The organism is Stenotrophomonas maltophilia (assembly GCF_047497515.2).
Classification (GTDB): domain Bacteria; phylum Pseudomonadota; class Gammaproteobacteria; order Xanthomonadales; family Xanthomonadaceae; genus Stenotrophomonas.
In genome coordinates, this window is record NZ_JAXAXL020000001.1 from 493396 (window position 1) to 505810 (window position 12415).

The following is a 12415-nucleotide window of genomic DNA, read 5'->3' on the forward strand; positions in this document are numbered from 1 at the left end:
ACCTGGCATCCGGCAATGCCGCACGATCAGGCGCTGACCCCGTACCGGAGCGCTACTTCGCCGGGGCGTCTGCCGTCTGCGCGGCCACCATGGCCTGCTGCATTTCCTTCAGCGACAGATAACCATCGCCATCAGTATCCAGCCCCGCGAAATACTTCTCGATTTCCGGCACCACAGCGGCTTCCTTCCTGCTGATCTTTCCGTCTTTGTCGGCATCCATTTCCTTGAACGCGGCGTCGATGGAGTCGGCCTGCTTGCTGAAGCGTGCCTGCTGGTACTTCGCGTACTCGGCCTTGTCGATGCGGCCATCGCCGTTGCTGTCCATGACGGCAAAGCTGGAATCGATATAGGCCTGCTTCGGGTCGCCACTGGCGGCGTGGCCAATGAGCGGGGCGGCAGACAGGGCGATGATGAGTAGCGTCTTGTTCATGCGGTGGGTTCCTTCGGAATGCAGGGCAGGTCAGCGGCAGGGATAGGTGTAGCCATCCGAGCCACGGTAGGTGTCGTTGCGGCGGTCGTAGTTGCCGTAGCGGTTCATGCAGTAGTCGGCACGTTCGCGGGTCTCGCGCTCGCGCTTGGCTGCGGCGGCGATCACGCCGGCCACCACTGCCGCGCCGACCACGCCCACCACCACGCGCTTGGCCTTGTCGTCATCACGCCGCTCGCGTTCACGTTCGCGTTCGCGGCGCTCCCATTCGTCGCGCTGGCGGTCCTGATAGCCCCGGTCCCAGCCGGAGCGGTAGCCATCGCGGTCCTGTGCATGGGCGTCGTCCGCGTATGGAATCAGCACCAGCAGTTGCAGTGCGGCGCCCAGCAGCAACGCTGTACGTCCTGTCTTCTGAAACATCGTTCCGCTCCTGTGCGGCTGTGTCGGTGGTGCCAGTACAGCGCGCGGACATTGCGCGAACCTGTAGTCGCTTGCATTGCACGCACGTCGTTCAGCGCACCAGCGCCTCCACCGGGTCCAGCTGCGCCGCGCGGCGCGCCGGCAGGAAGCCGAAACCAATGCCAATCAGGCTGCTGCAGGCAAACGCGGCCAGGATCGAAGTGCTCGAGAACACCAGCGAGAAGCCGATGTCGGCCAGTGCAAGCACGGCGCCCAGCGCCAGCGCCACGCTGATACCCAGCACGCCACCGAGCAGGCAGACCAGCACCGACTCGATCAGGAACTGCTGCAGGATGTCGCTGCGGCGCGCGCCCACCGCCATGCGTACGCCGATCTCACGGGTGCGTTCGGTCACCGACACCAGCATGATGTTCATCACCCCGATGCCGCCTACCACCAGCGCGATGGCGGCAATGGAGCTGATCATCAACGTGAGGATGCGGGTGGTCTGCTCGATCGACGTGCGGATCTGCGCGTTGTTGCTCATGTAGAAATCGCGCCGCCCATGGCGGCGCTCCAGCAGCCGGCCGATGGAGGCCTCCGCCGCCTGCATGCCCACGGTGTCGGACACGCGCACGGTGATGCTGGACACATGGCTCTGCCCCAGCATGCGCGCCATGGCGGTGGTGTAGGGCACCCAGACCTGCAGCAGCGAGGCATCGCCCACGGCGCCGGCCTCCTTCTTCACCACGCCCACCACCCGCACCGGAACGTTGCCGAGCAGCAGGGTCTGGCCGATCGGATCTTCCTGTGCAGCGAAGAACCGTGCCCGCGTATTGGCATCGATCACCACCACCTGCTGGTAGCCGGCGACGGCGGGCTGGCCAAAGAAGCGGCCTTGCCCGAGCTTCAGGCCATGCACGCGGAAATACTGCTCACTCACGCCCTGCATCTGCACGTTGGCCGAGCGGTTGCCGCGCTGGGCGGTGCCACTGCTGGCGACGCCGGGCGTGGCGCTGTCCACGAACGGCTGCCCGGCCAGCGCCATGCTGTCGCCGGGCGTCAGGGTTTCCACCTGTGCCGCGTGCACATCGCCGAAGCCGGAGCCCGGGTAGACCTCGATGGTGGTGGTGCCCAGCGAGGCGATGTTGGACAGGATGGCCTGGCGTGCGCCGGTGCCCAGGGCGACCACCGACACCACCGAGGCAATGCCGATGATGATGCCGAGCATGGTCAGGAAGGTGCGCATGCGGTGCGCGTTCATCGCGCGCAGGGCCATGCGGAAGGCTTCACCGAAGCGGTCGCGCAGGGCCTGCCAGCCACTGCCTTCGCTGCGCACCTGCAGGGTGGCTGGGTTGCTGGAGGCCGCCGCTGTCGCGGCAGCGGTAGGCCGATCATCGACGATGCGCCCGTCGCGGATCTCGATGATGCGCTGCGCATGCTCGGCCACGGCCATGTCATGGGTGACCAGCACCACGGTGTGGCCTTCGGCGTGCAGTTCGCCGAGGATCTTCATCACCTCCTTGCCGGACTGGGTGTCCAGTGCGCCGGTCGGCTCATCGGCGAAGATCACCGCGCCGCCGTTCATCAGTGCGCGCGCGATCGACACGCGCTGCTGCTGCCCGCCGGACAGCTCGCCGGGCAGGTGCTGCATGCGTTCGCCCAGGCCCAGCCGCTGCAACAGCGCCTGCGCGCGGGCATGGCGGTCGGCGCTGGGTTGGCCGGCATAGATGGCCGGCACTTCCACGTTGCCCAGCGCGGTCAGGTCGGTCAGCAGGTGGTAGCGCTGGAAGATGAAGCCGAAGTGCTCGCGGCGCAGCTCGGCCAGTTCGTCCGGCGACATCTGCGCAGTCTCGCGGCCGGCAATCTGATACGCGCCGGCCGAGGGCCGGTCCAGGCAGCCCAGGATGTTCATCAGGGTGGATTTGCCCGAGCCAGACTGGCCGACGATGGCTACCAGCTCACCGGCGCGGATATCCAGGTCGATGCCATCGAGCACGACCAGGGTCTGTTCGCCAGCGGCGAATTCACGGCGGATGCCGCGCACGCGCAGCAGCGGTGTGTCCTTCTCTGCGCCGGTCATGGCTGTGCGGCGGCTGTGGCGGCGGCATCGCCGGCCTGGGCCAGTACCACCTGCTCGCCTTCCTGCAGGCCACTGCGCACTTCCACGTTGATCTGGTCGTCCAGTCCGGTGGTGATGCGCCGCGGGGCAGGGTGGCCATCCGCGCCGCGTACCTGCACGTTGTAGCTGCCATCGGTGGCGCGTGCACCCAGCGCGGCCGAGGGAATGGTCAGCACGCCCTTGGCACGCCCCAGCACGATGCGCACCTGCGCGGTCATGTAGCTGCGCAGGCGGCCATCGGCGTTGTCCACGTCGAACTGGCCGTTGTAGTACATGGCGGTGCGGCTGGCGCCCGCCGAAGCGCCAGCCGATGCGAAGCCGGAGGTGTCTTCGTTGGTGATCGACTCGGGCGCCGGTGCGATGTCGCGCAGCGTGCTGCTGTAGCGTCGGCCGCTGTCGCCCAGGATGGTGAAGAACGCCTCCTGTCCCAGTGCGGTGTGGACTACGTCGGCCTCGGAGATTTCGGCGTAGACGGTCATCACCTCCTGGTTGCCGAGCATCACGATGGTCGGAGCGCTCTGCACGGCATTGACGGTCTGTCCCTGCCGCGCGACCACGGCCAGCACGGTGCCATCGGTGGGCGCGGTGATGCGGGTGTAGCCCAGGTTGGTCTGTGCCACATCCACATCGGTCTGTCGTTGCACCACCTCGCCATCGAGTGCGGCGATCTGCTCCCGCGTGGCATCGACCTTGGCCTTGGCCGCATCGTAGTCAGCGCGCGCGACCAGTTGCCTTGAAACCAGCGCCTGCTGGCGTTGAAGGGTCAGCTGATACTGGCGCAGATCGGTGGCGAGGGCATCACGGTTCGCGCGGGCGCCGCGCTGGGCGGCCTGCGCACTCTGCAGCGCATTGCGCTGGGTGCGCGAGTCGATCTCGGCGATGAGGTCACCGGCCTTTACCTTGTCGCCCAGCTTCACATGCAGGGTTTCGATGCGGCCGGAGACCTGCGCGCCCACGCTCACCAGCCGCGAGGGCTTCAGCGTGCCGGTGGCTTCAACCACCTGTTCGATGTTGCCGCGGGTGACCGGCGCTACCTCCAGGCGCGGTGGCGATGCGGGCCGCAGCCAGGCGAACAGGAGCAATGCTGTGCAGAGCAGCGCGGCGGCAATGATGAGCACGCGGCGGCGGTTGCGCGGTGCGGCGCTCATCGGCACAGCATCCAGAAGAGACAGGGCATCGTGGGTCCTCGCGACAGATGGAATGCACGCCTGCGGTGACAGGTGTGGATGGTCGTCGAGTCTCGATGCGCTGGATTGCGCGAACCTTGCGCGGGTCTGGGCGCTTCAGTATCTGAGGCCGAGCGTGAGCAGCGCCATCGCGATGAACTGGAGCAGGCTGCCGAGCGCGAGCAGAACATGGCGCAGGCGTTGCGCGGCCGTGCGCAGGCTCAGGAGCTGGCACAGGGCGCCAGCCAGCAGCACGGAGCACACGGTGGTGGACAGTCCCGCCGCCACAGCGCTGACCACGATGATCAGCGCTGTGGCGGCAAGCATCACTGCAGCTTCGTGCGTATGCAGGGTCCGCAGCAGCTGCGGAACGGGGCGCGATGCAGCCCCCCGCCACACTGCCAGCGTGTGCAGTGCGGCATGCACGACGACGAACAGCACCACGGCGGTGGTCGCTGCGTGCGCGTGCCGATGCGCTGAAGCCACCAGCGCAGTGCCGGGCAGCAGCAGGAACAGCGCAGGGAACAAGCGGATCAGTACGTCCACCCGCTCGCGTTCGGGAATCATCCGCAGCCAGCGCGGCCAATGTTCCAGCCCACGCGCGCGGCTCGCATGCGCGCGGCGGTTCCATGCGGCGGCGGTCAGGCCGGGCGCATTGGGGGAGGGCGGAGCGCGTGTGGAAGTGGGGGGTGGAGAAGCTCCCTGTGTCACATGCAGGTGTCCTGTCAGATCCGGCGCGGCGTCCTCAACCGTGCCGCTCACCCGGATGCTGTGCAGCGAACATTGCGGCAACCTTGCGCCTCCATTCCGGTTGCTGCGCATGGACAGCCGAGAGTCATCCGTGTGGCAGGGGTGCGCTCAGTGCGCTGGCGCGGGCGTGCCGGTGACGCCGGGATGCAGGGGGAACTCGACGCGGATCAGGGCGCCGCCACCGGATGCATCCAGGATCGTGACGTGGCCGCCGTGGCGCTCGATCACCTGCCGCACCAGGTTCAATCCCAGTCCGGCGCCTGTCTGCCGGGGACGCAGCCGCTGGAAGGGTTCGAACACGCGTTCGCGCTGGTCCACCGGAATGCCGGGGCCATCGTCTTCCACCTCAAGGCAGCTGCCCTGCACGCGCACGATGATGTGGCGCCCGCCATGCTCGGCGGCATTCAGAACCAGGTTGGAGAGCACCCGTTCGATGGCGCCGGACTCGCCCAGCACCGGGAAGTGCGGTTCCACCGCCACGGCCACCGTCTTGTCGGACTGGATCAACAGGGGGGCGAGATCAGCGACGACCCGCTTGGCGATGCGGGCCAGGTTGAGGGAGTCCTTGGGTCCCTCCGCTTCCATGCGGTGCAGGTCCAGAAGCTGCTCGGCCAGCGTCGCCAGGCGCGCGACTTCCACGGCCAGGCTGTGCGAGGTGGCGTCGTCGGCCGCATCGATCTTCACCCGCAGGATCGCGATCGGGGTACGCAGCTCATGGGCGGCGGCGGCGATGAAGCGGCGCTGCCGCTCGTGTCCTTCGTCCAGGCGGTCCAGTGCTTCGTTCACCGCCGTCACCAGCGGCGCGATTTCCACCGGTACGGCGGTCTCCGTCAGGCGGATGCCGCGGCGGCTGGCGGAGATGCTGCGGGCTTCCTGCGCGATGCGCTCCACACCCGCCAGGGCGCGGCGCACGATGATCGGGGTCAGGATGAGGGTGGCCAGGCCCAGCAGAAGGAAGATCGGCAGGGTGATGATGTGTGCGGCCAGCGCCATCTGCCAGGTCAGCGAATCGGTTTCGCCATGCGCCATGATGGTCAGCTTGCCGGCGGGGCCACTGTGCTGGCGGATCACCGCGGCCAGGCCGTCGCTGCGGCCGCGGCCGCGAAGGTCGGCATAGGGAATGCCGTCGAGGGTGCCGACCAGCGACGCATAGGCGGGTGGAACGTGGCCGAAGGTCACGTGGTGGCCATGCTCATCCTCGGCGATGAACCACGCGCCGGGAACGATCTTCAGCAGCTCGGCCAGCTCAGGCGTGTGCTCCACATACAGTTCACCCGCGCTGTCGCGGTGAACGGCCTCTGCGGCCACCGGGGCAAAGGTCTGGATGGTGTAGTAGCCGCCGCTGTCGGCACGCACCAGCACCATCAGCAACGCAAAGAACGCCACCAGCAGCGCGAGGAGCTGGTAGATCAGTGTTTTGACGATCAGCGGGCGCTTCAGTGAAGGACGGCGCGCCATTACTTCGTTTCCCGCATCAGATAGCCGACACCGCGGATGGCATGGATCTCCACCCCTGCACCCGCGTCGGTCAGCTTGCGCCGCAGGCGTGAGACATGCGAGTCGAGCGTATTGGAATGGATGCCGTCGTCGAAGCCGTACACCGCCATTTCAATGGACTCGCGCAGCACGGTGCGGCCCAGCCGGCGGGCCAGGGCCGCCAATACCCGGATCTCGCGGCGCGGAAGCTCCAGTCGCTGCCCGCCCACCGTGGCCTCGCCCGAGGCGGGGTCGAACAGCAGCCGGCCGATACTCACCGGCTCTACCTGCATGCCGCCTGGCCGCCGCCCGGCCGCACGGATCCGCGCGAACAGCTCCTCCAATGCGAAGGGCTTGGCAAGGTAGTCGTCGGCGCCCTCATCCAGGCCGGCGATGCGGTCCGGCAGCTGTCCCAGCGCGCTGAGCACGATGATCGGAACCCCCGGATTGTTCGCGCGCAGCACGGGAATCAGGCCCAGCCCGTCGCCATCGGGCAGGGTGCGGTCCAGCAGCACCAGGTCGTGCGACCCGCAAAGCGCGGCTTCGCGCGCCAGTGCCAGGGTGCTGGCGAGGTCCACCACGTAACGCTCGCGCTGCAGGGCAGACTTCAAGGTGGCAGCCAGTTCGGCTTCGTCTTCGATCAGCAGGATGTGCATCGGCGGGAATCGGGCGGGAAGGGGGCGCAGAGGGGAGGACGTCGGCACGCGCCGGCACCGTATTACAGGAACATTGCGTGAACATGGCGTGGCTTCAGGGCCCGCCGCCGACGTCGCCCCATCGCTGCGTGGCGCAAGGTTCGCGCAATCCGGGCACTCCAGCCTTGGCGCCCGTTTGCTGATTCCCAACCCCTGGAGTGCCCATGAAGTTGTTGATCCCGCTGTTGTTCGTTGCCGTGCTGGGCGGCTGCACCACCGCCAAGCTGACCGTCACTCCTGATGGCCGCCGTGGCGTTTCCATCGACTGCAGCGGTTCCAGTTCCTGGAGTGGCTGCTACGAGAAGGCCGGGCAGATGTGCCCGGGTGGCTATGTGGTCTTCAGCAAGGATGGCGACGAAGGAAATGCCATCGCGGTGGGCAACAAGAACGGCTTCACCTCCACCCAGATGGCCACCCGCTCGATGCTGGTGTCCTGCTCGCACTGACGCCGGCAGGAGGTGGATTGCCGGCGATACGCCCAACACAACGATGCCCCTCGCAAGGGGCATCGTTGGGCGGTTACGGCGTGGTCTTCGCCTGGCGCGGATCGGCAATGATGCGCGAGGGCGATCCATACAGCACCAGGACCCGCATGCCGGTGCTGAACACCGGATCGGGACCCTGTACAACGGTCATCAGGTTGCCGTTTTCCGTCTGCACCACGTACTCCAGGCCTTGCGTCCTGGAAAGTGCACGTTCGGATGCGGCACCGGCAATCGCGCCCACCACCAGGCCGCCGATGGCACCAATGGCGGCCGCTTGATCGCTACCGCCAATGGTCGAACCGGCAACGCCGCCAGCGGCTGCGCCGGCGACCGCGCCGCCCCCCTGGCTGCCGTCGATGCTCACCGAGCGAACACTGATGACCGTACCGCCGACCGTTCGATTGACCTGTCCCACCGAACCGATGGAGTAACTGTCGGTGCGCACGTTGGGCGCACAGGCCGTCAGCATTGCGGCAACGGATGCACCCAGCAGCAGGCGCTTCACGGCGCTTCCTGCTTGTTCGGGAACATCGGCTTGGTGATGTCCACGGTCTCCAGCGCCTGCAGGAACTGGGCGATGTTGTTCTGCGCCGAGCGGCTGATCGACTCGCGGGCGCGGATCACGCCGGCAAAGGCATAGTTGAACGGTACTTCGCCGGAGGCGCTGACATCCTGGGTGTAGACGATGCTGCCGGTGGCGCGGTCGATCAGCTCATACCGGGCGATCGTCTTGGTGGTCATCGATGCACCGAAATTCGGAATGTCGATGGCCAGGATCTTCACCGACAGGCTCAGCTTTACCGGCGCATCGTCGCGGAAGACCGCCATCTTGTTCAGAGCTTCGGTCAGCGCGTTCTGCCACATCTGCGGCACTTCGTGCTGGGCCTGCGCCGGAATCTTGCCCTTGGCCTCATCCGGGCGCGCCAGGGTGACCGTCAGCGACTTCAGCTCACCATCAATCTTTTTGCTGCTGACCCCGACGTTCGGGACCGAGAAGTTGAGCGGAGGATTGGTGGTGCAACCGGCCAGCGACGCAGCGAGGATCGCTGCGAACAGGAACTTCTTCATCCATTTTCCCCTGTGATTACGTTGAAACATCCATGGTGAATCGTGTCTTCGTCGGCAACGTCCGTGCTGCACCGCAGTGGTTGCATGAGGGTGTGGCTGACTGCGCGCAAGGATACCTGAATCGGGGCCTGTTGCCGCCTGGCGTCGGCATGACACTGAAGGCGTCACCGCACGCGGGGCGGTGGAATCTCGGACACCTCCCCCGGTACGACCTCCGGCACCAGCGTGAACTGGTAACGGTTCTCGTACAGTTTTACTTCCAACTGCTTCCGGCCACGCCGTTCGAGCGTGTACAGCTTGCCGGCCCACGGGCTGCCGAGCAGCACCATCGGGTTGATGTCGCCCAGTCGCGAGGCATCCAGGTGCACCACCACACGGTCATCCAGATAGGCGACCTTCATCGAACTGAAGAACGTGGCGTACTGGCCGCTGCTCATCGCGGCGTAGCCGGTCAGTTCGGGATGCGCGACCAGGAAGACGAAGTGGCTGCTGAAATCGATGCCGGCGAGATTGGGCTCGCTGTCGCGCGAGCGTCGCGAGGACGGCCAGTGCGCGTCCATCGTATCCAGCGCATCGGCGTGGGTAATGGGGAAGAACCGGATATCGAGGTAGCCCAGTCCGCCCGAATCCACCCGGGCCTGACCGTCCTTCACCGAGGCCGATGACAACAGATTGTTGTGCACCAGCCCCGGCGGGGAGCTCATGCGGAATTCGCTGCTGGCCTGCACGTCCTGAGGGGGATTGAAAAACTCGCTCACCTGTTCGTTCTGGCAGGCGGCAAGCAGGGGCAGCAGCGCCAGCGGCAATGCGCGTTGCAGCAAGGTACGGATCCGTGTCATTGCATCAGGCCTCATCCATGGGAAGGCCATTAGATCACGCCGGGTGCGGCCGGGCATGGGCTCGGCGCGACCGTGAGCGGCTGCTCAGAAGCTGTAAGCGGCCTGGGCATACACCCGTCGTGGCTCTCCAGGGAAATGCCCGTTGCGTTCGATGAAGCCGCTGGCGGCGTAGACCTTGTCGAACAGGTTCTTGACGTTGGCCTGGAACTGCCACTGCTTCCACGTGGTCTTCCAGCTCATGTCGAACACGGTATAGGCCTTCACCGTCTGCCCATCGAGGCTGACACGCTCGCCGACGTGGTCGGCGCCGAAGCCGATCGCCGAGTTGATCGTCGGCAGGTCGTAGCGCGTCCAAAGCCCTACTTTGTTGCGTGGTGCATTGGCGAAGCGGTCGCCGGAGGCGTTGGTGATGCCGCCCGGTCCGGCATCCTTCACCCGCGCGTCGTTGTAGGCGTACGTCAGGTTCAGCACCCAGCGTTCGGTCACATCGGCCAGCAGGTCCAGCTCCATGCCGGTGCTGCGCACCAGGCCCAGCGCAGCCAGCTGGTTGACGCCGTTCTGTACTTCGCCGGTGGCCTGCACGATGTTGCTGCGATCGATGCGGTACGCCGCCATGTTCAAGGTGACCCGATCTGCGAGCAGGGATTTCAGGCCCACTTCCCACTGCTTGCTGCGCTCGGCGTCGAATGGCCCACCCGCCGCCGGGTTCTGGTTCGCCGCGCTCTGCGGCACGAAGCCACTGGCCACGTTGGCGTACACGTTCAGGCCCTCGCGCACGCTGAAGGTGCTGCCCAGCCGCCAGCTCAGATCGTTGCCGTCCACGCGGCTGGCGCCGAGACGATCCTCATCCTTGAAGCCGTCCCAGCGCAGCCCGGCCAGCACGTGCCAGCGCGGGCCCAGTGCCAGTTCGTCCTGCATGTAGGCGCCGTAGCGCTTGCTGCGGGTGGAGGTGCTGCGCCAGGGCAGGGCGGCCAGGTTGTAGTCGTGCCAGGTGCTGGCGCCGTACACCGGATTGAACAGGTCGATGCCGCGCACCGGGCCGGCACCGCGTGCCAGATCGGCACTGTTGGCGGTCTGAGCGGTGAAGTCGGCGTCGAGCTGGTACACATCGGCACCGAACAGCACCTTGTGTCCGATGCGGCCAGTGTCGGCCCGCCACACCGCATTGGCGTTGGCGGTAAATGCCTCGTTGTCGCGGATCTGGTTGCGCAGCTGCCGGGTCATCCACTCGGCCACGCCGTCGCGATCACGATCAATCAAGCCCATCGGCTCGTGATACATCTGGTGCTCGTTGTTGCTGAACCAGCGTGCGGCAACATCCACATCCAGGTTGTCGCGCGGTGCGAAGCGATACTGCGCCAATGCAACCTTGGCGCGCATGTCGAGGAAATCGCTGGCTTCGTTGTGGTTCCAGCGGCGGTCGGTCAGGAAGGTGCCGGCATCGTTCACCGGCACGCCGCGCAGGCGGTTGCCGCCGAGGTTCTGGGTGATGTCGGTGAACTGCAGCACCAGCTCGCCGGTCTGGCCGACATCGAAGGCCAGCGAGGCATCGCCGATCACGCTTTCGCTGTCGGCATTCCAGCGCAGGCCCTGCTCGGTGTCGGCATACAGCCCGGCGCGGTAGCGCACGCTGCCGCTGGCATTCAACGGGCCAGTGCCTTCGATGGAGCCGGCGCGGAAGTCCTTGTTGCCCAGCTGCACTTCGATGCGGCGCTCGGTACTGGCCTTGGGTTTGCGCGTCACGTAGTTGATGACCCCGCCGGCGTCGCCGCCGCCGTACAGCGCGCCGGCCGGGCCCTTCAGCACTTCGACGCGCTCGATGTTGAACAGCTGCGGCACCGAGAAGCCGGCGTACGGATCGCCGCGCAAGCCGTCGTACAGCACGTTCTCCTGGCGGAAGCCGCGCAGGGTGACACCGGCATAGCTGAAGAAGCTGATGCCGCTGATGCTGCGGTACAGGTCGGTGACCTGCCGCGCAGCCTGATCGTCGATCAGCTCGCGTGGCACAACCTGGATCGATTGCGGTACCAGCGCCAGCGGCGTGTCGGTGCGGGTACCCACGGCGGCATCGTCGACCCGGTACAGGGTCTGCGCGCGGCCACGCACTTCCACCTTGTCCAGCGCGGTGGGGGTGTTGGTCGAGAGTTCGGCAGCGCTGGCAAGCGCGGCCAGGGGCAGGGTCAGCGCCACGGAAAGGGCGCGATGGTGGAGCATCGGCAGGGGCATGGAGGGGGTGTGTTGGCTGCAAATGAGAAAGATTAGCATTTGCAATACTTCGTGACCTATCCCCCGAATGCGCTATGGACGTGCGCCGGGGTCGGTGTATGGAGTGCCGGCGAGGGCGGCCAGTACGCCGGTGGCGCCGCGAACGATCAGCTGCACCATCGCGGCGCGCGGATCCTCGCCCAGCGCCTGGCTGGCCAGTCCTTTTTCGTAGGCGGCCACCATCGAGGCCATCAGCATTGCTGCGCCCAAACGTGCCTCGGCATCATCGGGTGGCCGTCCGGCCGTCTCCGCCATCAACTGCGCCAGATCGTCGGTCAGCTGCGCCTGCAGGCGCCGGGCATGCGCGACCAGCACCGGGCTGTCGGTCACCGTGGCCCAGAACGCGGCGGCGCCCGGGTTGATCCGCAACAGCGGATGGCCGTCTTCAAGCAGTTCGCGCACCAGCGCCTGGAAGGCGGCGAGCGGGGTCATGCCGCTGCGCGCCCGCATGGCCTCGCGCAGCAGGGTCCGTGCTTCCTCGTCACGGTCGAATACCAGGTCCTCCTTGCTGGCGAAGTAGTTGAACACCGTCTTGCGCGAGACCCCGGCCGCCTCGGCGATCTCGGACATGGACACGGCCTCGAAGCCGCGCGCGATGATCAGCCCGGTGGCAACGTCGGAAATCGCTTGTCGGGTCTCGGCTTTGCGCTGTTCGCGGCGGCCAGGGGACGGAGTCATTGGCGGTTCATTTGTAGAAACGTACACCGAGTGTAACATTGTGGC

General features: G+C 66.6%; 13 protein-coding genes. 1 reads left to right on the plus strand and 12 read right to left on the minus strand.

The window, feature by feature from the left end:
* Nucleotides 1-52 precede the first annotated feature (52 nt).
* The 7 genes from ACMZPQ_RS02495 to ACMZPQ_RS02525 all read right to left on the minus strand — a co-directional run bounded on the left by ACMZPQ_RS02495 (nt 53) and on the right by ACMZPQ_RS02525 (nt 6996).
* Nucleotides 53-430 carry an EF-hand domain-containing protein gene (locus tag ACMZPQ_RS02495; protein ID WP_053510318.1) on the minus strand — a complete coding sequence of 126 codons (378 nt, stop codon included), beginning with the start codon at nt 428-430 and terminating at the stop codon, nt 53-55.
* A 30-nt stretch (nt 431-460) separates the two neighbouring features.
* Complete coding sequence (locus tag ACMZPQ_RS02500; protein WP_197581061.1) at nt 461-847, minus strand: hypothetical protein; 387 nt, start codon at nt 845-847, stop codon at nt 461-463.
* A 91-nt stretch (nt 848-938) separates the two neighbouring features.
* A complete protein-coding gene (locus tag ACMZPQ_RS02505) occupies nt 939-2909 on the minus strand; it encodes a MacB family efflux pump subunit (protein ID WP_197581059.1) in 1971 nt (656 codons plus the stop codon).
* A complete protein-coding gene (locus ACMZPQ_RS02510; RefSeq protein ID WP_197581058.1) occupies nt 2906-4096 on the minus strand; it encodes an efflux RND transporter periplasmic adaptor subunit in 1191 nt (396 codons plus the stop codon). Before ACMZPQ_RS02510 ends, ACMZPQ_RS02505 begins: the two co-directional genes overlap by 4 nt.
* Nucleotides 4097-4231: 135 nt before the next feature.
* A complete protein-coding gene (locus ACMZPQ_RS02515) occupies nt 4232-4681 on the minus strand; it encodes a hypothetical protein (protein WP_197581056.1) in 450 nt (149 codons plus the stop codon).
* A 291-nt stretch (nt 4682-4972) separates the two neighbouring features.
* Nucleotides 4973-6322: a sensor histidine kinase gene (locus tag ACMZPQ_RS02520; RefSeq protein WP_197581054.1), complete on the minus strand. Its 1350-nt coding sequence runs from the start codon at nt 6320-6322 to the stop codon at nt 4973-4975.
* Nucleotides 6322-6996 (minus strand): response regulator transcription factor, encoded by a 675-nt coding sequence (locus ACMZPQ_RS02525; RefSeq protein WP_197581053.1) that lies wholly within the window; start codon nt 6994-6996, stop codon nt 6322-6324. Before ACMZPQ_RS02525 ends, ACMZPQ_RS02520 begins: the two co-directional genes overlap by 1 nt.
* A gap of 203 nt (nt 6997-7199) precedes the next feature.
* Between ACMZPQ_RS02525 and ACMZPQ_RS02530 the strand changes: the two genes are divergently transcribed.
* On the plus strand, nt 7200-7481 hold the full coding sequence (locus tag ACMZPQ_RS02530) for a hypothetical protein (protein WP_197581052.1): 282 nt from the start codon (nt 7200-7202) through the stop codon (nt 7479-7481).
* 73 nt (nt 7482-7554) lie between these two features.
* On the opposite strand, the gene ACMZPQ_RS02535 is transcribed toward ACMZPQ_RS02530, so the two are convergent.
* The 5 genes from ACMZPQ_RS02535 to ACMZPQ_RS02555 form a co-directional block, all read right to left on the minus strand.
* The gene (locus ACMZPQ_RS02535) at nt 7555-8025 is read right to left on the minus strand and encodes an outer membrane lipoprotein (protein WP_197581050.1); all 471 of its coding nucleotides are present in this window, start codon (nt 8023-8025) and stop codon (nt 7555-7557) included.
* A complete protein-coding gene (locus tag ACMZPQ_RS02540; protein WP_049458660.1) occupies nt 8022-8588 on the minus strand; it encodes a UDP-N-acetylglucosamine acyltransferase in 567 nt (188 codons plus the stop codon). Before ACMZPQ_RS02540 ends, ACMZPQ_RS02535 begins: the two co-directional genes overlap by 4 nt.
* Before the next feature lie 164 nt (nt 8589-8752).
* On the minus strand, nt 8753-9427 hold the full coding sequence (locus tag ACMZPQ_RS02545; protein ID WP_197581049.1) for a hypothetical protein: 675 nt from the start codon (nt 9425-9427) through the stop codon (nt 8753-8755).
* Nucleotides 9428-9511: 84 nt separating this feature from the next.
* Complete coding sequence (locus tag ACMZPQ_RS02550; RefSeq protein WP_197581047.1) at nt 9512-11653, minus strand: TonB-dependent siderophore receptor; 2142 nt, start codon at nt 11651-11653, stop codon at nt 9512-9514.
* 72 nt (nt 11654-11725) lie between these two features.
* Nucleotides 11726-12370 (minus strand): TetR family transcriptional regulator, encoded by a 645-nt coding sequence (locus ACMZPQ_RS02555; RefSeq protein ID WP_197581045.1) that lies wholly within the window; start codon nt 12368-12370, stop codon nt 11726-11728.
* Nucleotides 12371-12415 lie beyond the last annotated feature (45 nt).

Bases quoted from the DNA above. Each gene is read 5' to 3' on its own strand.
- ACMZPQ_RS02515 (WP_197581056.1), bottom strand. From the start codon at position 4,681: ATGATTCCCGAACGCGAGCGGGTGGACGTACTGATCCGCTTGTTCCCT.
- ACMZPQ_RS02530 (WP_197581052.1), top strand. From the start codon at position 7,200: ATGAAGTTGTTGATCCCGCTGTTGTTCGTTGCCGTGCTGGGCGGCTGC.
- ACMZPQ_RS02550 (WP_197581047.1), bottom strand. From the start codon at position 11,653: ATGCCCCTGCCGATGCTCCACCATCGCGCCCTTTCCGTGGCGCTGACC.
- ACMZPQ_RS02555 (WP_197581045.1), bottom strand. From the start codon at position 12,370: ATGACTCCGTCCCCTGGCCGCCGCGAACAGCGCAAAGCCGAGACCCGA.
- ACMZPQ_RS02520 (WP_197581054.1), bottom strand. From the start codon at position 6,322: ATGGCGCGCCGTCCTTCACTGAAGCGCCCGCTGATCGTCAAAACACTG.
- ACMZPQ_RS02540 (WP_049458660.1), bottom strand. From the start codon at position 8,588: ATGAAGAAGTTCCTGTTCGCAGCGATCCTCGCTGCGTCGCTGGCCGGT.
- ACMZPQ_RS02505 (WP_197581059.1), bottom strand. From the start codon at position 2,909: ATGACCGGCGCAGAGAAGGACACACCGCTGCTGCGCGTGCGCGGCATC.
- ACMZPQ_RS02500 (WP_197581061.1), bottom strand. From the start codon at position 847: ATGTTTCAGAAGACAGGACGTACAGCGTTGCTGCTGGGCGCCGCACTG.
- ACMZPQ_RS02495 (WP_053510318.1), bottom strand. From the start codon at position 430: ATGAACAAGACGCTACTCATCATCGCCCTGTCTGCCGCCCCGCTCATT.
- ACMZPQ_RS02545 (WP_197581049.1), bottom strand. From the start codon at position 9,427: ATGACACGGATCCGTACCTTGCTGCAACGCGCATTGCCGCTGGCGCTG.
- ACMZPQ_RS02510 (WP_197581058.1), bottom strand. From the start codon at position 4,096: ATGAGCGCCGCACCGCGCAACCGCCGCCGCGTGCTCATCATTGCCGCC.
- ACMZPQ_RS02525 (WP_197581053.1), bottom strand. From the start codon at position 6,996: ATGCACATCCTGCTGATCGAAGACGAAGCCGAACTGGCTGCCACCTTG.